Annotated in this window: 23 protein-coding genes; 11 read left to right on the top strand and 12 right to left on the bottom strand. The window is 54.9% G+C overall.

Features of this window, described 5'->3' with window-relative positions; genetic code table 11:
• Positions 1-18 precede the first annotated feature (18 nt).
• The 5 genes from J2I48_RS09350 (at position 19) to J2I48_RS09330 (ending at position 5,222) form a co-directional block, all read left to right on the top strand.
• On the top strand, positions 19-1,098 hold the full coding sequence (locus tag J2I48_RS09350) for an aminotransferase class V-fold PLP-dependent enzyme (RefSeq protein ID WP_207335169.1): 1,080 nt from the start codon (positions 19-21) through the stop codon (positions 1,096-1,098).
• Between the two features lie 100 nt (positions 1,099-1,198).
• A complete protein-coding gene (locus tag J2I48_RS09345; protein WP_207335168.1) occupies positions 1,199-1,984 on the top strand; it encodes a hypothetical protein in 786 nt (261 codons plus the stop codon).
• A 108-nt stretch (positions 1,985-2,092) separates the two neighbouring features.
• Entirely contained in the window at positions 2,093-3,019 is a 927-nt protein-coding gene (locus tag J2I48_RS09340) for an SDR family NAD(P)-dependent oxidoreductase (RefSeq protein ID WP_207335167.1), read from the top strand.
• A gap of 97 nt (positions 3,020-3,116) precedes the next feature.
• Positions 3,117-4,775 carry an alpha-glucan family phosphorylase gene (gene glgP, locus J2I48_RS09335; RefSeq protein WP_207335166.1) on the top strand — a complete coding sequence of 553 codons (1,659 nt, stop codon included), beginning with the start codon at positions 3,117-3,119 and terminating at the stop codon, positions 4,773-4,775.
• A 51-nt stretch (positions 4,776-4,826) separates the two neighbouring features.
• Positions 4,827-5,222: a helix-turn-helix domain-containing protein gene (locus tag J2I48_RS09330; RefSeq protein WP_510186077.1), complete on the top strand. Its 396-nt coding sequence runs from the start codon at positions 4,827-4,829 to the stop codon at positions 5,220-5,222.
• A gap of 3 nt (positions 5,223-5,225) precedes the next feature.
• Here the strand turns inward: J2I48_RS09330 and J2I48_RS09325 are convergent, their stop codons facing one another.
• From J2I48_RS09325 to J2I48_RS09290, 8 genes are all read right to left on the bottom strand, one after another.
• Positions 5,226-6,161 (bottom strand): bifunctional riboflavin kinase/FAD synthetase, encoded by a 936-nt coding sequence (locus J2I48_RS09325; protein WP_207335165.1) that lies wholly within the window; start codon positions 6,159-6,161, stop codon positions 5,226-5,228.
• Between the two features lie 88 nt (positions 6,162-6,249).
• Positions 6,250-6,969, bottom strand: a complete 720-nt coding sequence (truB, locus tag J2I48_RS09320) for a tRNA pseudouridine(55) synthase TruB (protein ID WP_207335164.1) — start codon at positions 6,967-6,969, stop codon at positions 6,250-6,252.
• Positions 6,970-6,977: 8 nt separating this feature from the next.
• A complete protein-coding gene (locus J2I48_RS09315) occupies positions 6,978-7,841 on the bottom strand; it encodes an undecaprenyl-diphosphate phosphatase (RefSeq protein WP_207335163.1) in 864 nt (287 codons plus the stop codon).
• A gap of 142 nt (positions 7,842-7,983) precedes the next feature.
• Complete coding sequence (locus J2I48_RS09310; protein WP_207335162.1) at positions 7,984-8,286, bottom strand: DUF3098 domain-containing protein; 303 nt, start codon at positions 8,284-8,286, stop codon at positions 7,984-7,986.
• A 12-nt stretch (positions 8,287-8,298) separates the two neighbouring features.
• Complete coding sequence (locus J2I48_RS09305) at positions 8,299-9,177, bottom strand: cell division protein FtsX (protein WP_207335161.1); 879 nt, start codon at positions 9,175-9,177, stop codon at positions 8,299-8,301.
• Between the two features lie 188 nt (positions 9,178-9,365).
• On the bottom strand, positions 9,366-10,634 hold the full coding sequence (locus J2I48_RS09300) for a serine hydrolase domain-containing protein (RefSeq protein ID WP_207335160.1): 1,269 nt from the start codon (positions 10,632-10,634) through the stop codon (positions 9,366-9,368).
• Positions 10,635-10,659: 25 nt separating this feature from the next.
• On the bottom strand, positions 10,660-11,433 hold the full coding sequence (locus tag J2I48_RS09295; protein ID WP_207335159.1) for an SDR family NAD(P)-dependent oxidoreductase: 774 nt from the start codon (positions 11,431-11,433) through the stop codon (positions 10,660-10,662).
• Between the two features lie 108 nt (positions 11,434-11,541).
• Positions 11,542-12,357: a phytanoyl-CoA dioxygenase family protein gene (locus tag J2I48_RS09290; RefSeq protein WP_207335158.1), complete on the bottom strand. Its 816-nt coding sequence runs from the start codon at positions 12,355-12,357 to the stop codon at positions 11,542-11,544.
• A gap of 394 nt (positions 12,358-12,751) precedes the next feature.
• On the opposite strand from J2I48_RS09290, the gene J2I48_RS09285 reads away from it, so the two are divergent.
• From J2I48_RS09285 to J2I48_RS09275, 3 genes are all read left to right on the top strand, one after another.
• A complete protein-coding gene (locus J2I48_RS09285; protein ID WP_207335157.1) occupies positions 12,752-12,994 on the top strand; it encodes a GlsB/YeaQ/YmgE family stress response membrane protein in 243 nt (80 codons plus the stop codon).
• Positions 12,995-13,168: 174 nt separating this feature from the next.
• Positions 13,169-14,389, top strand: a complete 1,221-nt coding sequence (locus J2I48_RS09280; RefSeq protein ID WP_207335156.1) for an MFS transporter — start codon at positions 13,169-13,171, stop codon at positions 14,387-14,389.
• A 332-nt stretch (positions 14,390-14,721) separates the two neighbouring features.
• Positions 14,722-15,216: a DUF6036 family nucleotidyltransferase gene (locus J2I48_RS09275; protein ID WP_207335155.1), complete on the top strand. Its 495-nt coding sequence runs from the start codon at positions 14,722-14,724 to the stop codon at positions 15,214-15,216.
• A 77-nt stretch (positions 15,217-15,293) separates the two neighbouring features.
• Here the strand turns inward: J2I48_RS09275 and J2I48_RS09270 are convergent, their stop codons facing one another.
• Positions 15,294-16,355, bottom strand: coding sequence for an agmatine deiminase family protein (locus tag J2I48_RS09270; protein ID WP_207335154.1), 1,062 nt, complete (start codon positions 16,353-16,355; stop codon positions 15,294-15,296).
• A 75-nt stretch (positions 16,356-16,430) separates the two neighbouring features.
• Between J2I48_RS09270 and J2I48_RS09265 the strand changes: the two genes are divergently transcribed.
• On the top strand, positions 16,431-18,818 hold the full coding sequence (locus J2I48_RS09265; RefSeq protein ID WP_207335153.1) for a leucine-rich repeat domain-containing protein: 2,388 nt from the start codon (positions 16,431-16,433) through the stop codon (positions 18,816-18,818).
• A gap of 34 nt (positions 18,819-18,852) precedes the next feature.
• Here J2I48_RS09265 and J2I48_RS09260 read toward each other — a convergent pair whose 3' ends face one another.
• Positions 18,853-20,727 carry a tetratricopeptide repeat protein gene (locus J2I48_RS09260; RefSeq protein ID WP_207335152.1) on the bottom strand — a complete coding sequence of 625 codons (1,875 nt, stop codon included), beginning with the start codon at positions 20,725-20,727 and terminating at the stop codon, positions 18,853-18,855.
• A gap of 108 nt (positions 20,728-20,835) precedes the next feature.
• On the opposite strand from J2I48_RS09260, the gene J2I48_RS09255 reads away from it, so the two are divergent.
• Positions 20,836-21,555 (top strand): universal stress protein, encoded by a 720-nt coding sequence (locus tag J2I48_RS09255; RefSeq protein WP_207335151.1) that lies wholly within the window; start codon positions 20,836-20,838, stop codon positions 21,553-21,555.
• Here the strand turns inward: J2I48_RS09255 and J2I48_RS09250 are convergent.
• Entirely contained in the window at positions 21,494-22,318 is an 825-nt protein-coding gene (locus J2I48_RS09250; protein WP_207335150.1) for a LytR/AlgR family response regulator transcription factor, read from the bottom strand. The genes J2I48_RS09255 and J2I48_RS09250 overlap by 62 nt on opposite strands.
• Positions 22,319-22,499: 181 nt before the next feature.
• Here J2I48_RS09250 and J2I48_RS09245 point away from each other — a divergent pair, with 181 nt between their 5' ends.
• Positions 22,500-23,627 (top strand): dioxygenase family protein, encoded by a 1,128-nt coding sequence (locus J2I48_RS09245; RefSeq protein ID WP_207335149.1) that lies wholly within the window; start codon positions 22,500-22,502, stop codon positions 23,625-23,627.
• A gap of 254 nt (positions 23,628-23,881) precedes the next feature.
• Here J2I48_RS09245 and J2I48_RS09240 read toward each other — a convergent pair whose 3' ends face one another.
• Complete coding sequence (locus J2I48_RS09240) at positions 23,882-24,415, bottom strand: DUF4494 domain-containing protein (RefSeq protein WP_207335148.1); 534 nt, start codon at positions 24,413-24,415, stop codon at positions 23,882-23,884.
• Between the last annotated feature and the right edge of the window lie 70 nt (positions 24,416-24,485).

Here is a 24,485-nt window from a genome sequence, read left to right as displayed (position 1 = left end):
TCCTTCACTCTTTCACTTATGAAAAACACCTACTTCACCCCCGGCCCGGCCGAACTGTACCCGACGTTTTATCCGCACCTGCAAACGGCGATGGATGAGCAGATTGGGTCTATCTCGCACCGGAGCCAGCGCTTTCGCGATATATACCGCTATACCGATGAGCAACTGCGCGAACTGCTGAGTATTCCGGCCTCGCATGGGATCTACTTCACGGGGTCGGCCTCGGAGGTGTGGGAGCGTATTTTGTTCAACTGCGTAGAGCACGAGAGCTTCCACGCCGTAAACGGGTCTTTTTCGCGGAAATTTTACGATTACGCCCAAAGCCTGCACAAGTTTGCCCACCTGGTTGAAAAACCGTTTGGCGAGGGCTTCGACATGGCCGATCTGGAGGTGCCGGAATATGCTGAGTTGGTAGCGCTGACGCACAACGAAACCTCGTCGGGCGTGCAACTGCGGCCTACGGAGATTCACAAGCTGAAGCGGAAATACAACAAGAAGCTGTTCTGTGTAGACATGGTCTCGTCGGCGCCGTACCCCGATCTGGATTATTCGCTGGTCGATTCGGCATTTTTCTCGGTACAGAAGGCTTTCGGTATGCCCGCCGGGCTGGGTGTCTGGATTGCTAACGCGGCCTGTTTGGAAAAAGCCCAGCGCCTGCAACAGTATGAATCTATGACCATCGGGGCGCACCATACGCTGCCGGTTCTGCACAAGCATTACAAAACCTGGGAAACGCCAGCCACACCTAACGTACTGTATATCTATCTGTTAGGCAAGATTGCCGCCGATTTCAATAAGATCGGCATCGGCACCCTGCGGAAGCAGACGGAAGACAAAGCCCGGCAGATTTACCGGTTTCTGGAGACCAACAGCGCCTACACGCCCTTCGTGAAAGAAGAGCGGCACCGGTCACAGACGGTAATTGTGGCACAGACCAACGCCCGCCCCGCCGCCGAGGTGATCGCCGTCGTGAAGTCGGCGGGCATGGTGGTGGGCAGCGGCTACGGTCAATTCAAAGAAGGCCAAATCCGCATCGCCAATTTCCCCGCCACCACCACCGATCAGGTTGGTGCCCTGTTGAGCAAGCTGAAGGAGTAGAGGAGGGGAATGTACATTGTGCATTGTACATTCCCCTCCTCTCAAACTAAACCTACTCTACACGGTTTATAGGGAAGTTTAGTAAACGTCCAACTCAACGATGAAAAAGATATTCCTTGCTGCCGCTTTCGTAGCGGCTTGTACGGCAACGGCTGTTGCCCAAAATGCTACATCCTCCACGACCCCGTCTGATACTACCCGTCCGCTGATCAATGAGCGTACGAAGGAAAATGTGCGGCAGAAAGCGAACGAGGTAAAGGAAGATGTGAAAGAGAAAGCCTCTGAGATAAAAGAGACTGTTCGGGAGAAAGCGCCCGAAGTGAAGCAGGACCTGAATCAGGCGGCGGACAAGGCTAAAGAGAAATTCCAGGAGGAGTACCAGGTTAGTAAGTCTTACCAGGATCGCAATGCTTTAGCATGGTTCGACAAGGGTAGCTATATGGCAAGTGCTAACTTGGGTTTTGGTACGGGTTCCAATAGCGGCACCTACGTTTCTTTCCGCCCACAGATCGGCTACTTCTTCCAACCGGGTCTTATGGGCGGTATCCGATTCGGCTTCGACCGGCGCATCAGTACCAGCTACCACGCCAACCAAACGGGTGTTTTTCTGCGTTACTACCCCTTCCGCACGCGCATAAGCGGCTTTGGCGGGTTTGGCTACAATTTCGGTCGTGAGTATTCGAGCAACATCGGTGCCGACCAAAAAGCCCGTTACAACAGCGTAAACCTCGAAATTGGTACCATGTTCTGGGTAAGGTCTAACCTGGGGGCCGAACTGGCCCTGGAAAACAACTACTACGATCAGTCCGACCCGCTGGCCGGTCGTAACAAAGGTGGCCGTTTCCGCTTCGGTATCAACTACTTCTTCGGTAGGCCAAATCGGTAGAAAACAATGTACAATGGATAATGTACAATGAACAATGGGCTGACGAGAGAGTCCCTGCGCGTCAGCCATTGTACATTGTACATTATCCATTGTACATTCCCTTGAGACATGGAAAATAAAAAAGGTACAGGAAAAACGGCCCTCATCACGGGGGCGTCGAGCGGTATTGGGCAGGAATTGGCCAAGCTGTTTGCGCAGGATGGCTATAACCTGGTGCTGGTAGCCCGGAGTGTGGATACGCTGCACCGGCTGGCCGAAGTGTTTGAACTGAATTACGGCACCGCGCAGGTAACGGTCATTGAAAAGGATCTGTCGGAAGAAGACGCCGCACGGGACGTCTACGAACGGGTACAGTCAAAAGGCATCGTGGTCGACGTACTTGTGAACGACGCGGGCGTAGGGGTGCACGGCAAGTTTGCTAATGAGACTGATTGGGAAGCCGAAAAGTCGATGATACACCTGAACGTGCTCACAACTACGTTACTGACGAAGCTGTGCCTGCGCGACATGGTGGCCCGCAACGAGGGTAAAGTGTTGAATTTAGCCTCGCTGGTGTCGATTATGCCTTTCCCGCTAATGACCGTCTACGCCGCCACGAAGGCATATATCAACAGTTTTACGCAATCGCTGGTGAACGAGCTGAAAGACACCAACGTGACCATTACTGCGTTGATGCCCAATGCTACCGACACTGATTTTTTCAACAAAGCGGGCGCATCAGATGTATTGGCCACCGACATGGTCGACGACCCCGTGGTAGTAGCGCGCGACGGCTATGAAGCCCTGATGAGCGGCAAGCCGAAAGTGGTGCCGGGTGGGCTGGTCAACAAGGCCTATGAGGTAATGGCCTACGTGGCTCCTCAGGAAACAATGGCGGGCATGATGCGCTATACGCTCACGCCAAAAAGCGAGATTGCCCGAAAGCTAGACGAGAGAAAACCCTTATTCTGGGCCGTAGGGATTGGTTTAGCGGCTGCGGCGGTGACAGGCATCACGTTGGCTGCCCGAAATCGGAGAACACTGGCCGCTGACTAGTGCACAGGTCAACAGCTACTGGTAAGGCCCCTATTTCCCCGTGGAGTAGGGGCCTTTGTTTATCTTTGGGCTTCAACTACCGTTCACGTACTAATCTATGTCTGTTTTATTACCCGCCGCCTTCCGGCATTCCTATGAATTTGATGCTGCCTTCAAGCAATCGGTAGCGTATTTCTCGATGGAGTTTGCCGTCGATCAATCACTCAAAACCTATTCGGGTGGACTTGGCTTCCTAGCCGGTTCGCACATGAAAAGTGCCTTCGACCTCGAGCAAAACCTCATTGGCATTGGTATGCTCTGGAAACAGGGCTATTACGATCAGGTACGGCAGGCCGACAATTCGATGGGTGTGCTCTTCCGCGAGAAGATGTACTCGTTTTTGCAGGATACCGGTGCCCGTTTTACTATTAACGTCTTCGGTAGGCCTATCTGGGTAAAAGCATATTTCCTTGACCCAGCGCACTTTAACACCGTGCCTATGTTCTTCCTCACCACGGATGTGGATGGTAACGACGAACAGGCCCGGTCTATCTCGTACCGCCTCTACGATAACGACCCTACACTAAAAGTGGCGCAGTGCATGGTCTTGGGCCTGGGTGGTGCCAAGTTCCTCGACGAGATCGACTACCAGCCGGAGGTGTATCACCTTAACGAAGCCCACGGAGTGTCGGCGGCGTTTCATCTGTACCAGAAACTAGGCTCGAAAGAAGCCCTGCGCAAGCGGCTGATTTTCACCACCCACACCCCCGAAGAGGCTGGTAACGAGAAACACAACATCCATTTTCTGGATAACCTGGGCTTTTTTGGCGGCATGTCGCTGGCGGCAGTACAGCAACTGACGGGCATCAACGAAGATGTGTTTAACCACTCGCTGGCGGCGTTGCGAATGGCACGTCGGGCAAATGGCGTCTCAAAACTCCACGGCGAGGTGGCCCGCAAGATGTGGGGACATTACCCCGATATTTGCGAGATCACCCACGTAACCAACGCCCAAAACTACCGCTACTGGGCCGATGCGCAACTGGGCGAAGCCTATAGGCAGAAAGACGGTGCGGCGCTGTTGGCCCGGAAAAAGGCCATGAAACAGCCCCTGCTCAATGTAGTGGCCGATCAGGCGGGTAAACTCTTCGACCCGAACGTGATTACGCTGGTGTGGGCGCGGCGGTTTGCGGCCTATAAACGCCCCGACTTGCTGCTACATAACGAAGAACGTTTTGTGCAACTACTGAGCAATACCAAATACCCCGTTCAGTTAGTCTGGGCTGGCAAACCGTACCCGTTCGATGAGGGGGCTAAGCAACTGTTCAACAAGCTCTATTACCGCAGCCACCTCCACGCCAACATGGCCGTGCTGACGGGCTACGAACTGGGGCTATCGAAGATCATGAAAGATGGAGCCGATGTGTGGCTCAACACGCCTATTGTACCGCGCGAGGCGTCGGGTACAAGTGGCATGACCGCCGCCATGAACGGGGCTATCAATCTGTCTACCAACGACGGATGGATTTGTGAATTTGCCAAGCCTACTATGAACAGCTTCATTGTGCCCGAAGCCGACCCGCAAGCCACCGCCGACGTGCGCGACGCCGCCGACTGCAACCACCTATTCGACCTGCTGGAGCAGCACATCCTGCCAATGTATTACGACCAACCATCTGACTGGCAAGGCACCGTCATCAACAGCATGACCGACGTACTCGCTTTCTTCACCGCCGACCGCATGGCGCGTGAGTATTACGAGCGGGTGTACGTGTAGGGAGTTTGAAGTCTAGGTGAACAGCGCGAAGCTTATCCGGGGAACAGGCTCATCACGCAGTTAACTCAAAACAGTCAATCTATGATGACTATTCAAAAACCGATCAGAACCGAAGCCGAATACGACGATGCTTTAGCTGAGTTAGACAGCGTTTGGGAAACTAAAATGCACACGCCCGAAGGTGATTTGAAAGAGGTGCTCGTCTTGCTTATAGACGATTACGAAAACAAGCACCACCCCATTCTGCCACTATCACCGTTGGAGGCGATCAGGTATCAGATGGAGGAAAAGGGTTTGAGTCAGCAGGATGTGGCTCCGTATTTTGGCGGAAAAAACCGGGTGTCGGAAGTGCTGAACGGGAAACGGAATCTGACCCTGAAAATGGTCCGCGAAATCAGCAAGCACCTCAATATTCCCCCGGCGGACCGTTTAGACCTTGGACTTTAGACTTTAAACGGCTAACAGCACCGCCCTCGCCCGCTGCTCGTCGAGGTGCAGTTGTTCCATGAGTGCGGGGAGGCCGTTGAATTTCTGTTCGGAGCGCAGGAACCCCCGAAACCGTAGCGTCATATGTTCGCCGTAGATGTCCTTGTCGAAATCGAAGATGTAGGTTTCAATGGTCTGATGCTCACCCGCCACCGTTGGTCGAAAGCCGATGTTGAGCATACCACCGTAGGTTTGACCTCCCTGTTCTACATCAACAGCATAAACCCCATTGGCCGGAATCAGCTTCACGGCATCGTCTACCTGCATGTTGGCAGTGGGGAAACCAATAGTGCGGCCTAGCTGTCGGCCCTTTACAATGGTGCCCGTCAGCGAATATTCCCGGCCCAGGAACCGGGTGGCCGCGTCGATGTTTCCTTCTGAAAGCGCCGCCCGAATCTTCGACGAACTGATGGCTACGGCCTCCAGGTCCTGGCGGGGGATCTCTTCTACTTCAAACCCATAGTCGGCCTGATGGGCCTGAATGTAGTCGAAACCACCCTCGCGGTCGCGGCCAAAGCGGTGGTCATAGCCGATAACCAGTTTTTTGGTGCCCAGCGCGTCGATCAGGATTTGACGGATGAACTCTTCGGACGTAAGCTGCGAAAACGAGCGGGTAAACGGAATCACCACCAGGTGATCGACGCCCGCCTGCTCCAGCAAATCAATCTTTTCTTCCAGCGTAGAGAGCAACCGCAGGTCCTGACTATCGTTGGAAACCACCGTGCGGGGGTGGGGCCAGTAGGTCATCACCACCGACTGCCCGCCCGCTTGGCTGCGGGCCACTTCATTAAGCCGCTGCAAAATTTTCTGGTGGCCCAGATGCACCCCGTCAAACGTGCCGCTGGTCACAACGGCGTAGGGAAGGGGCGTCAGGCTATCGATACCGCGATGGACGATCATAAGGAAAGAAGTCGATAGTCAATAGTCGGCAGTTGATAGTCGCCGACACAAGCGCATTGCTCACGCGCCAGCGACTATCGACTGCCGACTATTGACTATCGACTTTTTGTAAATACTGTTCAATAAACCCCTCTACTGTCTGGGCGTCTTTTACTTCAAACTCGCCGATACGAGTGCGGCGCAGGGCCGACATATAGGCGCCGTTGTTGAGCAAAAGGCCTAAATCACGCACCAGACTGCGAATGTAAGTGCCTTTGGAACACACAATGCGGAAATCGATGGTAGGGAAATCGTCGGTGAGGACGTTGAAGACGGAGACCGTGACGGTGCGGCTTTTAATGCCCCCGTCAACCTGATCGGCGGTTTCGCCGCGCCGCGCCCGTTCGTAGAGCCGTTCGCCGTTGACACGGATAGCCGAGTAAATGGGCGGAATCTGCTGAATCTCGCCGGTGAGCTGGGCGGCGGCCTCGCGGATCATATCGGGCGTAATACCCGATACGTCAAACTCGCCATCGAAGTCAGTTTCCAGGTCGACAGAGGGTGTGGTTTTGCCTAAGACGAGCGTGCCGGTGTATTCTTTTTCCTGCGCCTGGTAGCTGTCGATCTGCTTGGTCATCTTGCCCGTACACAAGATGAGCAGCCCCGTGGCCAGCGGGTCGAGCGTACCGGCATGGCCAATCTTCTTGATTTTGCACGCCCGCCGCAGTTTGTTTACTACGTCGAACGAAGTCCATTCGCGGGGTTTGTCAATCAAAATTAACTGACCAGGCTCGGGCAATGCCTCGGGGGCAGGCTGGTTGGGGTCCATGCTCGTTCCTACAAAATGTCAATCTTAACACCTGCCGCTACCAGCCCTAAAATAGCCAGCCCAACCACGATACGATAGTACCCAAACACTTTGAAGCCATACTGATTCAGGAAACCTACAAACGCCCGGATGGCCAGCAGCCCGACCACAAACGCAATGGCGTTACCGATAATGAGCGTCTGATAATCAGCCGGTTGAAGTAATTTATACGTCTTCAGCAGTTTATAGCCCGATGCCGCTGCCATAGTAGGCACGGCCAGGAAAAACGAAAATTCGGCGGCTTGCTGACGGGTTAGCCCCTGGGTCATGCCGCCAATGATGGTAGCTGCCGACCGCGAGACGCCGGGAATCATGGCGATGCACTGAAAGAAGCCCACCTTGAGCGCCTCAGGGAAGGTGATGTCGTTGTCGCGGGTCACGTTCTGCTCAATAATCCGGTCGATGAATACCAGAATTACGCCACCCACAACCAGCGAAATGGCCACTACGACCACGTTCTCCAGCAGGCTGTCGATGAAGTCGTTGAGCAGAAAACCGATGACGGCGGCGGGTAGGAAAGCCACGAGCAGTTTCAGGTAAAAATCGAGCTGCCCGGATACTGGTTTCACCAGGCTTTGCAGGCCCGCAGGCAGGGCATTGTACCAGGCCATGTCGGCGCGGGTGCGGGTGTCGCGCAGGAAACGGCGGTAGTAGAGCACTAATACTGAGAGGATACAGCCAAACTGAATGTCGACGGTGTAGAGCTTGGTGAATTCGTTGCCACTGATGCCCGCCAACGACGAGTAGATGATCATGTGGCCGGTAGACGAAACGGGCAAAAACTCGGTCAGGCCTTCAATAATGGCCAGGATAATGGCATGAAACAGACTCATAAGAGGGGTAGCAGTGACACGTTCAAACAGGCCACAAAGCTACAATGCAACGGCGCGGCTACCTATAAAAAATCGCCACACGGGCCAAACGAGCATCAACGCTGTTCAGACCATGTGGCGATCAGGTAGTTAGGCTAGCAGCCTATAACTCGGTAGTGACTGGTTTTTTCAGGATGGCAAACAGCTCGATGATGAAACCGGTCATAACCACCACGGGACCCAGCGTGAGGCCCAGAAAGCCAAAACCAAACTCTTCACTGTCGAGGCTCATGATGAAAAAGCCGACCAGCAGCACGGCAATACCGGCAACCATGAGCTGGTAGTTTACTTTGCCAAACGGCATCATGGCCGTGGGCACTGAGGGCGCATTACGCGTGGGGATGGCCGTCTGAAATTCGGGCTTTACCGCGCCCCGCTTGGGTGGACTTACTCGTGTGGCTTCCATAATCAGTGTTAATTAGTATAATTCGTTTAGGGTCAGGCCCAAATATCGATTTACGGCCTGAAGCGTACTCAGCAAGCCAATAAACATGCCCAGCACTATCAACCCCCCGGCCAGCACCAGCAGTTGCAACGGGTCGGTAAGGGTGGTCAGTTCGGGCAGGCTGTAGATGGCGGCGTACCAGCCAATACACAGCACCGTTGCCGAAATAAGGCCCGCCACCAAACCCTGGGTGAGGCCCCGCATCAGAAACGGTTTGGTAATAAATCCGTTGGTGGCCCCCACCAGTTGCATACTCCGAATCAGCAGCCGCTGCGAATACAGCGCCAGCCGAATGGTATTGTTCATCAACACAATAATGATGATTAACAACACCAGCGCAAAACCGGCCATCACGGCATAAATTTTTGTGATGTTACGGTTAATGTTATCGACCATATTTTCCGGGTAAACCACCTCAAAAACACCGTCCATCTTTTCTAAAGCTGCTTTTACTTCTTTCAGTTTCTCTTCGGCGAAGTAGCTCTCCCGCAGGCGGATGCGATAGCTGGCGTGAAGGGGATTGTCGTTCAGAAAGCGGGTGAAGTCTTCTTTGGTTTCAGCAATGAACTCCTTGGCGGCATCGTCTTTCGAGACGTACCGCACCGAGGCGGCGTTGTTGGTCAGCACAAAAGGCTCTTTGGCAATGGCAGCTGCCAGGGCCAGTCGGCTGGTCGAGTCGAGGTCATTATCCAGAAACGCCCGTACCTCGTTGCTTTCACGCACCTGCGTCACCAACCGTTTCGACTGGATGGCCAGCAACCCGCACGCGCCGATGAGCAGTAACGCCAGCGTCAGGCTAAACAAAATTCGCCCGGTGGGGTAGGCTCCGACATTCTTCTTTTTACGCGCCATTGAACAAAAATAAACCTTCTCTGTAAACCAAACGGTTTTCGCCGGGCAACCGTCTGGTGAATTAGGAAAAATTAACGGGGAAAGGTAAAGGTCACACAGAGGCATAGAGGACACATGAAGCGCACAGAGGCTGTATCAATAAAAAATCTCTATGCGCTTCATGTGTCCTCCATGCCTCTGTGTGACCCTTACTTCAATCCTGTCAAGGCCTGATAGACCAGCACTTTGAATTTGTCGTTGAGGTCGCCGTAGGAGTTGGGCACTTTCTGGGTGATTACCATGCCAATGATGCCCTGCTGCGGGTCGGCCCAATAGTCGGTGCCGAAGAAGCCACCCCAGCTAAAGGATCCTACTGACACGGGCAACCGGGCGGCCGAGGCCGGCGTGGCAATGCCAAAGCCGAGTCCAAATTTGCTATCGCCTACGTTGAGCGCTCCAATCTGGTTTTGCAGCATCAGCCGCACGGTGGCAGGCCCCAAGAGTTGCTTACCGTTATACGTGCCGCCGTTGAGCACCATTTGCAGGAACATGGCATAGTCTACTGCCGTTGACGACAAGCCCGCACCGCCCGAAAAGTAGGTGCCCGCCTGCTTGGGGTAGTCTGGCGACACGCCACCCTGTATGGGAGAGGGAATTACCTGCTTTGCCTGATTTTCGGTGAAGAGCGTAGCCAGGCGATTTTGCTTGGCGGCGGGCAGGTAGAAGTATGTGTCGTTCATGCCCAGCGGCTCGAAAATGCGGGTGCGAAAAAACTGGTCGAGCGGTTGGCCCGATACCACTTCTACCAGATAGCCCAGCACGTCGGTACTCAGGCTGTAGGTCCATTTTTCGCCGGGGTTGTGCATCAGGGGTAGTTTGGCCAGCGCCGGAATACTCACCGAGAGGCTATTCATGGGCGTACCAATGCCACTCGGAATACCCGCCTTGGCGTAGATGGCGTTGGCTTCTTTGGTGCCAATGGAGGTGTAGCTTATACCCGACGTATGGGTCATTAACTGCCGAATGGTGATCTCCCGGCTGGCCGGTTTGGTGGTGTAGCTTGAATCGGCCTCGTTGAATGTAGAAAGCACCGTAGGGTTCTTGAATGCCGGTATGTATTTGGAAACAGGCTCATCGAGCAGAAATCGGCCTTCTTCAAAGAGCATCATAGCCGCCACGGTGGTAATGGCTTTTGTCTGTGAGGCAATCCTGAAAATGGCGTCGCGTTTCAGGGGCGTTTTGGCGGCGGGATTATCCATACCAAACGCTTTGTGGTACACGATCTTGCCATTGCGAACCACCAGGGCAATAATGCCCGCCTGCTTGCCCTGGTCAACGTACTCCTGCAATACCCGGTCGATGCGGGTAAGTCGATCTGCGCTGACACTCACTGAAGCCGGTGCGGCTTCGCTTAGCAGCATAGGGGCCTGCGCATGGCACAACGCGGGCAGGAGCAGGAGGAGTAAGGTTTTTTTCATGGGGGGCGCAGCGAATGACCAATGATTACTTATAAATTTTGTATGCTGTTTTTTCGATGAAGCTTTTGGGTAGGAGCCAGGCGGCAAAGGCCCCGGCCTTATTAATGGCACCGGTGATGACCTCGGCTTTTCCGGCAAACATACCTGCAACCGACTGTTTAGCAACGGCTTCGGGTGTCATCGTAATCTTTTTGGCGGCTTCGCGGGCTTTCTGGTTAATCTGCGCCCGGTCGTTGAAGCCCGTGTCGGTGGCACCGGGACTGATGCTGGTCACACTCACGCTCGAACCCGCCAGTTCGTGGTGCAGACCCCGGCTGAAGTTGAGCACAAACACTTTGGTGGCGGCATAGAGGCTCATGCCGGGCAGCGCCTGGTAAGCTGTTGACGAAGCAATGTTGAGGATATATGCTTTGGCCTGTTGCCGAAGCTGGGGTAAAAACAACTGCGTTAAAGCTACCAGCGTGGTCATGTTCACCTGCATCATGGCCAGATTCTCGGTCAGCGAATACTGCTCAAACTGCCCGCTGAGGCCATAGCCGGCATTGTTGACCAGGATAGAAACCGCATAGTTGTTGGTCTGGCACCAGTCGAACACCTGCTGGGGGGCTTCAGGAGTGGCGAGGTTTAGGGCCAGGGTCTGCACCGAAACGCCATATTGGCGGCCAAGGTCGGCGGCAATTGTCTGGAGCGTTTCGCCCGAACGTGCTACCAGCAGCAGGTTGTACTTCCGGCTGGCCAGTTCGGTGGCAATGGCCTGACCAATACCCCGACTGGCCCCGGTGATGAGTGCGTAGGTCATAAAAAAAGTCTAAAGTCTGAAGTTCGATGTCTAAAGTTGCGCTGCCAATGGCCAGGCTTCTTCGACTATGGAACTTTAGACCTTAGACGTTTAGGCTTTAAACTTCTATTAGATGTTTACTTTCTGAATAAAGCGGTGGTAGAACGGGGTTTTGCTGAACTCGTTCTTGGGCTTGTATTTGCCCGTTACCACGGGTACATACATCACACGACGGCGGCTGGCTTCGCCGATGTGCGGCGACTGCTGTACGCGGTGCCAGATACGGCCATCGTGTACGGTAAGGTCACCGGCCTGAATATCGAGGCCTACCTCGCGCGGATCGGGGTTATTATCGACAAAGTATTTCTTGCCAAATAACATGCGGAAGGTGCTTTGCTTGTGGGTGCCGGGCAACACGCGCAAACCGCCGTTTTCCATAGGGCAATCGTCGAGGTGAATACCCACGTTGAGCATTGGCATGATCCGCTGACCCAGGAAGATGTCGCGGGGGCTATCGGTATGCCAACCCATTTGCGAGTATTGACTGGTTGGGGTGCGTACGTAATTGTTGAGCACCAGCCCGTCTTTTTCGTTCTCGCCCATGCGGCCTTCGTAGGGCTGAAGCAAGTCGGTGATGACCTGTAGGCGAGGGTCTTGTAGGAACTCGTGCAACACATCGCTGTAATGCGACAGGAAGCACGAACGCTGAATGACTTTATTGTTGGCCTCATCACGGCCGAATTTCAAGGGTACGCCATTTACTTTATCGCGTCCTTCGGTAATCCATTCCTGCTCGATGCGGGCTAGTTCACTTAAAAAAAGCGTAACGGTGTCGCGCTTTATGAAATTTGGGAAAACGATAATACCATGCTTATCAAAGAATGCTTTCTGCTCGTGGGTGAGGGTTTCGCCCAACTCAAAACGGGGGCATTGCAATTTTTTCATATTGATGACAAGTCAGCAAAAGTTGTGCAAAGTGGCTTTTAGCTCTCGGTTCAAAGTCTAAATTAAGTACAAGAAGTTGGTTCGGCCAAACTCTTTTTTCAGAATAGACTCATTCCGGGAATGAATGCGAATTTGGAAAGACGAGATGGATTAAGGGGTACAAATGTGCTACATATTTGAGTAATACACGCAGTGGGAAGCGTTAAAATTAACCGTTGCTGACGCGTAATAGTCCAATTTCGGACGCATGTACCAGTGAGTTGGTAGATTAGTTATTTATCGTTGCTATTGCTAACACAATGGCATTGGGCAACGTTCGGGTCACGAACAAAGCCCCCTATTACTAGTTGTAAATTTGTTTTTAACAACAACTCAACATAAACGAAAAACTGTCATGGGTATCTTAACGTCCATTCTCGTCGGCGCAGTAGCCGGCTGGTTAGCCGACCTTGTTTTCAAGCGGTTCTCCTTTTCTCTTTTGGTCGAAATTCTGCTCGGCATTGCCGGTGGTATTGTCGGCGGATTTGTATTTGGCAAATCTACCAGCCTGATAGACGCCATTCTGACTTCTTTTGTTGGGGCGGTGGTTATTTTGGGTATTGCGGCACTTATAAAGGGCAACACCAGCCGGGCATAGCGGCAGCTGTTGGCATAGATTGGCTCACCCCAGCCCAGGAAGCAGACTTCCTGGGCTGGGGTGACGCGTTTTAGGAGATAGCGGTTAGCATTGTGCTTTATGGAGTAGCTTCGGTCAATGACCAATAGTACATTCGCCATTGCCAAATTCATAAACGCCTAAATCAACACACGCATGTCGATCACGACCCGCCTTCAATTGTCGGCCATGATGTTCCTCCAGTTTTTCATGTGGGGGGCCTGGTATGGTCAGGTTACCAAATACATGGAGAAAACGATGGGGGCCACCGGCGTGCAGCAGGGAGCTGCTTTTGCCACGTTTTCGCTCGCTATGCTGGCTGCGCCCTTCTTCGTGGGCATGATTGCCGACCGGTATTTTGCCGCCCAACGGGTGCTGGGCGTACTCAACCTGCTGGGTGCCGCCGTGCTCTATTTCCTCATCGACGTGCGCGACGCCGACCAGTTTTTCTGGATTCTGCTGATCTACTGCCTCACCTTTGCCCCCACGCTGGCCCTGACTTCGTCTATTGCGATGCAGCAGATGAGCAGCCCCGAAAAAGAGTTTCCGGGCATCCGGGTGCTGGGTACGCTGGCCTGGATTGCCGTGACCAACATCATTGGCTATTACGGTTTCGGTGATAAGGTCGAGATCTTCAAGCTGTCGATGTACACCTCGCTGGCGTTTGGTGTGTTCGCATTTTTTCTGCCCAATACCCCACCCAAGGCTACCCAGAGCACCTCGCTAGGGCAGATTCTGGGATTCAACGCGTTTAAACTCTTCAAAGACCGGTCGTTCACGATCTTCTTTATTTCGTCGGTGCTGATCTGCATTCCGCTCTCGTTCTACTACGCTATGGCCAACCCCGCCCTGACCGATTCGGGCCTGAAAAATGTGGAGAACGTGATGTCGCTGGGGCAGGTGTCGGAAGTAGGATTTATGCTGCTTATTCCGCTGGCCTTCAGCCGATTAGGGGTAAAGAAAATGCTGATTGTGGGACTCATTGCCTGGATCGCCCGGTTCCTGTTCTTTGGTTTCGGCAATGCCGAGGCGGGCGTCTGGATGTTCTACCTGGCTATTATCCTGCACGGAGTGTGCTACGATTTCTTCTTCGTGACGGGCCAGATCTATACCGACAATAAGGCGGGCGACGACATCCGGTCGTCGGCGCAGGGGTTGATTTCGCTGGCTACCTACGGCATCGGTATGAGCATTGGCTCGTATTTGTCAGGGGCGGTGAAAGACTGGGCAAAGACAGACACGGGTATCGACTACCTCAAGTTTTGGACCGTCCCCGCCGTCATTGCCGGGGTGGTGCTGCTGCTCTTCGTGTTCTTCTTCACCGACAACAAAAAGGACGTACCTACTGAGGGTGAGTTGGTTACGGGGCCGCTTTAAGGAGTTTACAGTTTACTGTATTCTGTTGCTTGCCTCAGAATAACCCGGACGCGGGACCACCCCCGCCGACCCGTCGGACCGCCTAAAGGGGGCCTGCTGGCGTAAGCAATAGAAGACAGCAAACAGTAAACTTTAAACATTACTTAAAAGATGAGCAGGAAAATTTCATTTTACACAGACATGGGTGAGCCTAACCGGGAATTAGTCCGGGAAAACCTGCTTATGTCCCCAGAGCAACGCTGGAAGGCTTTCCTGAAAATGCGTCGATTATATGTCGGGCTGATAGGACCTTTTCCTGAAGAGCCCAAAAGAATCACCATATCACGCCCATCATGGATGTAGATAATAGGGAATTTTTAGACTTTGTTGAGCGGGCTGATGCTCACAACTTAGACTATATTCTGATTGGAGGACTAGCTCTGATTTTGAATGGAGGGGTGCGGATGACGCAGGATGTGGATATATGGCTGAAACCAACCAATGAAAATCGTGATCGGTTTGTAGCTACGTTAAGGGCGTTTGGCTATGATGACGAAGATATTGCTGATATGAGAGTTGCCGATTTTACTCAGCCTCAGATTATTAGAATACACGATGTGCCCTTGGATGTCCTCACCCAGGTACATAGTAAATTTGACTATGAACAGTGCAGAGCGCGGGCTAAACCATTCGAAACATCACGTGGCCCACGCGTCTATTTTTTACACATCAATGATCTGCGAGAATTGAAAATCCTGGCACGGCGACCCAAAGATTTGACTGACGTGCTGATGATTGACGAACTCTTAAACGAGGCCACTCAGATAAAGCCAAACAACCTCGAGTAATTTAGTTTGTGGTTTGTAGTTGGCTTGCGCCAGCGTACTGCTCCTGCGCAAGCCAACTACAAACCACAAACTACAAACTAAACCGTTGGCTCTTGCTGGCTGAGGCAGTGGAAACTTCCCAGGCCCCAGACAATTTCGGTGGAGTCGATGCCGATGATTTGGCGGGTGGGGAAGCAGCCCGCGATGATGTCGAGGGCGGGCTGGTCGTTGGCGCAGCGGAACGTGGGTACGATGACCGACTTGTTGGTAATCAGGAAGTTAGCGTAAGAGGCGGGCAGGCGCTGGCCGTCGCTTTCTACGGGCGTGGGCATGGGTAACTCGACGATGTTGAGCGGCTTGCCGTTGAGTAAGGTCATCTGCCGAAGCTCGTGGTGGATCTCCTGCAAGGGTGCGTAGTTCGCGTCGGCGGGGTTATGTTCAATGGCGGCCAGCACCGTGTCTTCGTTCACAAACCGCACCGTATCGTCAATATGCCCGTCGGTGTCGTCGCCCACGATGCCGTCTTCCACCCACAGCACCTGCTGCACCCCGTAATAGTCGCGGAGGTAGCCTTCAATTTGGGCCTGCGACAGGTTGGGATTCCGGTTTTTGTTCAGCAAACACGCCCTGCTGGTGAGCACTGTACCCGCCCCGTTGAACTCTACGGAACCACCTTCCATGATGATGCCCGGCGTAACGTAGTCCAGGTGACGGTAGTGGGCCATGGCGGTAGGAATAAGATCGTCTTTGTCGTAGGGCGGGTATTTGCCCCCCCAGGCGTTGTATCCCCAGTTCACGATCATACGCTCTTTTTTGGCCGGGTTAATCAGAAATGCCGGGCCGTGGTCGCGGCACCACGAGTCGTTGGTGGGAAAGGGTAATAGTGTAATACGGTCTATGTTGGCCCCGGCCATAAGCAGGCGCATTCGGGCCTGTTGCATAATCAACTCGTTGTGCGCGTTGATGCAAACCGGCTCACTGTCGGAGATCGCTTTTATGAAATCCAGGTAAGCAGGCATCATACGCTCAAGGCGCTCTTTGCTCCACGACGCTTCGGTATGGGGCCAGGAAAGCCAGGTGGCGGCGTGGGGGTGCCATTCGGCGGGAAAGAAAAACCCCTGTTGGGCGGGGGTAGGGGTTTCGTCCAGAAGGTTACTCATTGTGCGTAATCGGAGATAAATTGCGGCATGGGCCACAGAAATTTTCGGTCAAAAATACAACATCATCCTCGCGCTATGCCTCGATTAGTTATCCTGCTCTGTTGCCTCTTCTCGCTTTGCGGCTTTGCTCAACGTCGGGCGGTGGTTCGTGATGCGGACGGGGAGATGGTCCGTTTTTTTCCGAAGATGGGTCCCGGCGGTTCTATCAATTATTTCACGGCCAGCGACGAAGAGTACCTTAAGCAGTACACCACCTGGGCTGACCTGGCCGAGCGTAGCGCCCAAAGCAAGCGTCCTATCTCGCTGATTATCAACATGGACTCTGCCACCCAACGTTCCGACTGGGCTAGTCTGCGAAAGGTCAAGAACGTACAGATGATGGTTCTGGCGCTGCCAAACACCCTTCCTGCCGGTACGCTCGACTCGCTGCTTGATGCCTTGGCCAACTGGACCACGTTGCGGCATATTTCCCTCAGTTCGCCCCGGATTGATTTGACCAAGCCGCAGCCGTCACTGCCCAAACTGACTGAGCAACGCACCAGGCAACTCACCTCGGTAGAGTCGGCGAGTTTTTTCGGTCCCGGCAATGAGCTGACCATGTCGATCTGGCTGCTGAAGCAATGTCCGGCGTTGAAAAAGCTAACAATCAACGGGGTTAACGCGCCCGATAAACCTTTTCGCCTGCCTGCTGAACTAAGCCAACTGACCCAGCTACAGACGTTGCAACTGAGCAACGCCGGTGGGGTGGCTAACCTTGACACAGCGTTTGCGGGGCTAACCCAACTCACTTCGCTCTACATGACCAACACCGGCAGCGGGCCTAAACTGACCAAAGCCCTAAACCAGTTGCCCAAACTCCGTCGGTTGGAACTGCGCTTTGGTTTTACCGATACCGAACTGGGTGGTTTCAGACTGGCTAACCTTCGGGCACTCGATACGCTGGAACTGCACTTCATTGCCGGGACTAACTTTCCCGTCGATTCGGTGCTGGTGGGGGTGTCGTCGCTGAAATCGGTGATCCTGGAAAACGCTCTGCTCCCTACCCTCGACTGGATGGCCGACAACCCGGACCTACGGGTGCTGAACCTCACGGGCTGCCGGTTTCCGCCGTCGCACCGGCCGCTGGCGAAGCTCACCCAACTCGAAACCATTTCCATTGACCAGTCTGACTCGCTGGGGGTGTTTCCTGACCAGTTTACCACCCTGCCCAACCTGCGCGAATTGAGCATTCCCGATGCGCAACTAAGTAGCCTGCCGCCGGGTATTGGGGCCATGACGTCGCTGACGGCCTTGAATTTGTACCACAACAAACTGGCCAGCCTGCCCGCCGAACTGGGCAACCTGCGGGCGTTGAAGACGTTGAATCTGGGTAATAATCAACTGGTTAGCCTGCCCCCATCGGTACTGCAACTGACGTTGCTGGAAAGCCTGGCTCTCTATGATAATCAACTAGTTAGCCTACCCGATGGCATTGGTCAACTGGCCCGGTTGCAACACCTGTTTCTATCGAGTAATCAGTTGATCATGCTCCCCGCCCAACTGGCCCGTTGCCGAAACTTGCTGTCGCTGACGCTGGATAACAACCCACTGACGGCCCTGCCCGAAACCCTGGGCAAACTTGATTCGCTCCAGACGCTCAGCCTGCGCGACACCCGGCTGGGGGCGTTGCCAGCATCTATTGGCCAGCTGACAAACCTGCGTAACCTGATTAGTTCCGGTGGGCATCTTTCGGTGCTGCCAGTTGAACTGGGCAACTGCCAAAACCTGGACCGGCTGGTGCTGACAGACAGTTCGCTGGCGGTGCTGCCGGGTAGTTTGTCGGCTCTGAAAAAGCTGACGGTGCTTAGTCTCACCCTGCCGCAACTTCGGGCGCTACCCGACGGCCTGACGAGTCTGACCAGCTTGGAAGAACTAACGCTCCAGATGCCGCAACTATTGGTGCTCCCCACCGAACTGAGCCGCCTGACCAGCCTCCGCGAGCTAACGGTGCGCAGTCGGAAGCTGTTGGGCCTGCCCAACAGCCTGGGCCGACTGACCAAACTAACTAAACTGACCGTAGACGGAGAAGCGGCCCCGGATGCCAGCCAGCCGTTTGGGGCCATGGAATTCCTACCCGACAGCATTGGTTTTTGTAGCGCCCTGACCGACGTACGAATCGAGAATCAGCAGGCCTTCGACGGTACCGACGCGATCCGCAAAACGGCCCGGCTACCCAAGTTAAACCGGCTCAGTATGCTTCACTGTGGCATTGACCAACTGGCCGATATCGACTGGAAAACGGTGTTGTTCAGTAGCTTATACCTGGACGAAAACAACCTCCGCACGCTGCCGGAGGCCCTTTTAGAAGCGCCCAACCTGCAATCGGTTAACCTGGTAGGTAACACCCGGCTCCCCGCCAGCCTGAACCAGATTTTCATGAACAAAGAGACGTTGCGCAAGGCCATGGCTGCAACTGGTAGGTAGCGGTAGGGGGGAGGTAGGTTGCTGACGCGCGGCCCTACAACCCAATGGCGCGCAGCATACCGGCATCTACGGTTTGCCCCAACTTCTGGGCTTGCTGGGCGCTGGCTTTGGCTTCGGCTAGCTGGCCTGATTTCTGGTAAGCATAGCAGGCGTAGAGTTGCGCCTGTCCGTTGGCGGGGTTCAGGTCGATGGCCCGCTGACAGGCGGCGATGGCATCGTGATACTGTTTGTTTTGCAAAAACGCCGCCCCCAGGTTCGCCCACAACACCGGGTTCTGCCCGTCTAGCAGGCCTGCTTTCTGGTAATGGCGGATGGCTTCGGGATACTGCTTATTGGTGAAATAGGCCGACCCCAGGTTTACCCAGGTGTTCAGGTATGTCGAATCGAGGCTGAGGGAGCGCGTCAGCAGCGGAATGGCGGCGGCGGGCTGGTTTTTGCCCACCAAGGCCGTGCCCTTGATGGTCAGCGCCAGGGCGTTGTTGGGGTTGTCGCGTAGCAGAAAATCGGCATCGGCGAGGGCCTCATCGGGGCGGTTCATTTTGGACAGGAGATAAGCCCGGTTGGCGCGGAAAACAATGCGCGGATCGTTGGCTACGGCCATGCTGTAATCGGCCAGAGCCTCGTCGAGGCGGTCGTTTTGTTCGTAATACAGACCGCGATTGCTGTAGGCGGTGGCCGAAAAGGGTTGCGTTTTCAGTACGTCGGTCCAGAGCGTTTCGGGGCTTTTCCAGATGCTCACCCGGTTAAAACTCAGCACGGCGCAGGCCACCGAAAACACCGTTGCCACACCCAGGGCCGCCCTGCGTAGGGCCGGGCGTTCGAGGCGCTGAATGGTCATAGCCACGGCAAAAAACAGCCCGATATAGGCCACGTACGTATAGCGGTCAGCGTAGGCGGCACTGCCCACGGCCTTGATAATCTGAAGCGTCAGGGCCAGGTTAGCGACGAAAAACGCGCCGCCAAAAAACCATAATGCTGCCGCGCTTCTGGGAGCCGAACGCGCCTGCCAGATATACAGCCACCCCAGCAAACCAAGCCCCAGTACGCTTATGACCGTGGCCGCCAGGAAGAACCAGGGAAACACCGCGCCATAGCCCGGACGGCCATATAGCGCCGACAACCCCACCGGCCAAACGGCTTTGATGACATAGTTGACTAGGGCATAGCCTCCCAGCTGAATGCGTTCCCAGAGACTGTAGTTTTCGTTGATAGCCGCCGCCGAGGCCTGCGAGGCCAGTGTGAGCCAGCCCATGATAGCGGCCACAATAAAGAAGGGTAGTATGGGTAATAAGCGGTTGATAGTCAATTTATTATCGTGCCAAAGCGTAACGAGTACCAGCACCACGGGCAGGATAACCGCCGCCGGTTTGGCCAGGTTGGCCAGTACACCAGCCAGCAAACTCAGCAGCAGGTAACCCCACGCCCGGCTGTTCAGAAACCGCCAGTAGCAAAGGAGCGACAGCAGGAAAAAGAGGGTGTAGAGCACGTCTTTCCGCGCCGAAATCCAGGCCACCGATTCTACGTGCATGGGGTGAATGCCAAACCACAGCGCCACCAAAAACGCCACCAGCCTGCTCCCGCCCGACCATTGCCAGCATACTGCAAACACCAGCCCCACGTTGAGCAGGTGCAGCAGCAGATTGGTCAGGTGAACCTGCGCCGGTTTGCCGCCACCCAGCGCATAGTCGAAACTGAGCGAGAGCGTGGTGAGCGGGTGGCGGTTGCCCGAAATAACCGTAGTGAAGTAGGCTCGCAGGGGCGTTTTGTGCCAGTCGAGTAGGGGGTTGTTGGTGAGGTAATCGGGGTCGTCCCAGTTGGTGATGCCGTTGTGCAGGCTGTTGATATACACCAGGCCGGTGACCAGCAGGGCCAGTAGCGCCAGGCCATAGGTAGCAACGTTCGATTTCATGGGGGTGATGGGTTATCGGGCAAGGTATATCAACTTACGTGCCAGCCGAAACAGCGCTTTCGAAGGTCGGTTCGCAACCATCGGGCCGGTTAGTGAGTTTGATACTACATGAAAACGATCCTTTTCCCAACCGATTTTCTGGCCCATTCGCCGGGCACGATCAACTACCTGCGCCTGATGGCGCAGGCCTACGACGATGCCCGCGTGATTGTGCTACACGTGTACCAGCCTGTGGTGGCCGACGCCACGCTGCCTACCTTCAACGACCCCGGCATTGGCACGGTGGCCGCCATGGACCTCGAAACTATCAGTCAGCAGCACCTGACCAACATGGTGGAGCAACTGCGGGCGCAGGGCCTCGAGGCCGTGGGTGAATGGCGGGTAGGGTCGGTGGAAGACGAAATCGTGGATGCCGCCCGCACCTACGCGCCCGACCTGCTTATTACGCACCGCACCCCTGCCACGGGCTTTTTCGACCGGCTCATTGGCAGCGCCGCCACCGACGTGGCCCGTCAGGCACCTTGCCCTGTATTGTTCATCGGTCAGCGCGAAGACGCCGCCCCGGTACAGATTACGTCTGTTGCTTACGTATTGCAGCAGGGCATTACCCAACAAATGGCTACCGACCAGACCAAGCCCCTCATCGACGGCTTCGACGCGCACCTGACCGTGATTTCGCCCGACCAAATCGACGGAACTCATCCCGATATTTTCGTCATTCAGCGGAAAGAAACGGGCTTCCTGGGGGGGCTCATGGGCACCGACCCTACCGAGAAGCTGCTGGCCTCGGCCGAGGTGCCGGTGCTGGTGTTTCACGAAGTGAAGTAGTCTGCTGCTGCCACCGACCAAGCACGGCAGCAGCGTAGGTACGGCCTAGTGGCAATGTGTGCGCGGGCAGGGTAACACTCGTTGCCGACACCGAACGTACCTGTTGCCAGGCCACCCAATAAGACTTATGAATACGAACAAACTGATCGGGCGGAAACGGCCCAATCAGTTTACCTACCGAACCCTTCACAATGTGTTTGCCGGTGTCGGTGTAGAGCATGGTGTAATCTTTCAGTCCCTGGGCGTAGCTGATGCTGTCGATGGGCAGGCGCACCCACTGCGTGCCGGTTTTAATTAGCAACTCGTTGTCAGTCAAGGTAGTAGGTTCTACTTCAGATGGCGAATCGGTAGTCTTGGTTTCGCCAATAAGACTGGTTAGCAGTAAGTACCAGGTGGTGGTGAGCAGGTTGTAGGGCAGGTTTTGAAACAAGCCCTGCCGGTGCTGATCGCCAATGACGTAGCCGAAGAGGTATCGGTCATACAGTCCTTGCGCGGTGAGGTAGCCGCCTATCGACAAACAAAGTAGCCCTCCACAGGTCCAATAGGCCTTTTTCTGGTAGAAACGGGGAAGCAGCACCCGCAGGTGGAACTGGCACAGCACCACCAACAGCCCGACCCGAACCACCAGGCATTCGATGAAGTGCGGTAACCCGGCTTTCTGAATTAGGTAAGTCCGTTCGTAGAGGAAGACGAGCGTGATGGCCACCCAAAATATTAGCGAATAGTGGTTGCGGCGACGTAATTGGCGGGCGAACGTGAGCATGGCGGCTATTGGAAGTCCGTATAAAGCTAATCAGCGCACAACTGATTTTCCGCCCTTTTCGATAAACGGGCCATAAGATCGACCAACAGCCGGTGCTCAGCTTATCTACTTTCGCTGGCGTTGGTCTAGTTTAGTTGGCCCGCGGTCTGGCGCGGTTTTGCTTTGCCCAAAAGCTCAAGCTATGCATCCTGCGTCTTTAGTTACCTGCTGGTTCTGGTTGGCCGTTTCAGTGCCCACCATCGCTCAACAGCCGACCAATACAGCCACCGCCGAACCGCCCACCTGCGACTGTTGCGTCTTTGACGAACAGCGCCCCACCCACTGGCAAACGCGTCTGGCTCCCGACACGGCCACCGGGCAGCGGCTGCAACTGTCGGGCATCGTCTACGAGTCTGACGGGCGCACCCCGGCCCGGAACGTGCTGATGTATTTCTACCACACCAACGCTGCCGGGCGGTATGCCAAGCTGGGTACAGAGCCTCGCAGTTCACACGCCTGGTGGCATGGCTACTGCCGGGGCTGGCTCAAAACCGATGAACAGGGGCGCTACCAGATCAACACTATTTTGCCTGGTGCCTACCCTAACGAGCGGATCCCGGCCCATATCCATTTCTGGGTGAAGGCTCCTTCCCAGCGTAGTTGTTACTACCTCAGCGATTTTGTCTTTGCCCATGATCCCAGGCTGACGGAATCATACTGGAGCAAGGTCGAAGAGCAGGAGGGGTTTCTGCGTACCGAGGGCATCAGACTGACAAAGCGGGGTAGCACACTCGTTGGCGAACGGACCATACGTCTCCTGCCACAATACGACCGGGAAGGCAGGCAATCTGGCCTGCGGGTGGGAGATGCCTGCCCCGCCTTCGACCCGTATCATGTCTGGGGTGCCGACCGGGGTAAGCGTACCTGCCCCATGTGTGCCTACGGTCAGGGGCAGGGCGTGATGATCTGGACGCGGTCTATCGACTCCGATACCCTTCGGCGGCTGGTTCAATTTTGGGAACAGGCGGTGGCTCGGCCTTCGGTAAAGCTCGCGCGGGTATTTGTGATCTACACCAATCCAGCGCAGGCACCAGCCGGGCAGGTGCAACGCCAACTTGAGGATTTTGCGCAACGCAACAACCTGCATCACGTGGCCGTGCTCTATGTGCCGTCGCCCGTGCACCGGGGAAGCGCTTTTCTGTATAACATTAACCCGGCGGTCAGTACCACGCTGCTGTTCTACCAACGTCGGGCCGTGGTTCATAATGTGGTAGATCCTGTGGCTACGGTTGCCGAGTTGGCTCAGCAATTGTCGTGGTTACGACCGTGAAGGAGGTGAGTCAGCAACCCAGAGCACGAAGCCCTATATGTAAAGGTAAAAACCTAAAAAAGCCCCTCACCCTGGCCTGTGTCTCCACAGGCATGCTCTGGCGTAAGCCATCGCGTACCAGCATCGGCGTAGGCCTGTGGAGACACAGGCCAGGGTGAGGCTACAACCATGAGGCAGCCTCATGCACGAAGGCAAAAACCCAAAAAAACCCATTCCTGCGCAGGAATGGGTTTTTTTGGTAAAAAGAAGACAAGTTAAGCGGTTGCTGCTTCGGCTTCGGCGCGTACCTGGGCCAGGGGCTTCAGGTTGGCGGGTAGCTCTGGCCCAAGGGCTTCGTAGGGCACCACTTCCAGAATCGGGGTGAGGTTGATGTCGGTAATTTCAACGGGCACCAGCATCTGGCTGAGGTTATCAGTGAGGCGCTGATGGGCTTCGCGGAGGTTCGACCCGTTGATGAGCATGTTGCTCACGATCTTCTTCTGGCGGCCCTTGTCGTCTTCGGTCATGTAGTACGTTTTGCACTTGTACCAGTTGTCGCCGCCTTCAATGTGAAACACGTCGCTCAGGCGCATGGGGCGGATGGCTGTGATCTCGAAATCGGGCGTATTGTCGGCCACGATGCGGTAGAGGCGGGCCTCCGCGTCGGTATACGAAACGGCGTCGATGAGGTACGTTTCGTTGACGGTTTTTTGTTTAGGTGCTTCCGCCGAGCCGTCTTTTTGCGTGTCGACGGCGGCCGAATCATCTGTTTGTTGGTAGCGTATTTTGCCGATAAACCAGGTTGGCATGGGGTCAGAGATGTTAGCGGATGAGATTAATGAATGTACAATGCACCGCGCGGCGGACCGCAATGAATAA

The sequence above is a fragment of the Fibrella aquatilis genome, assembly GCF_017353255.1.
Lineage (GTDB): Bacteria > Bacteroidota > Bacteroidia > Cytophagales > Spirosomataceae > Fibrella > Fibrella aquatilis.
This window is presented reverse-complemented; position numbering and strand designations above follow the sequence as displayed.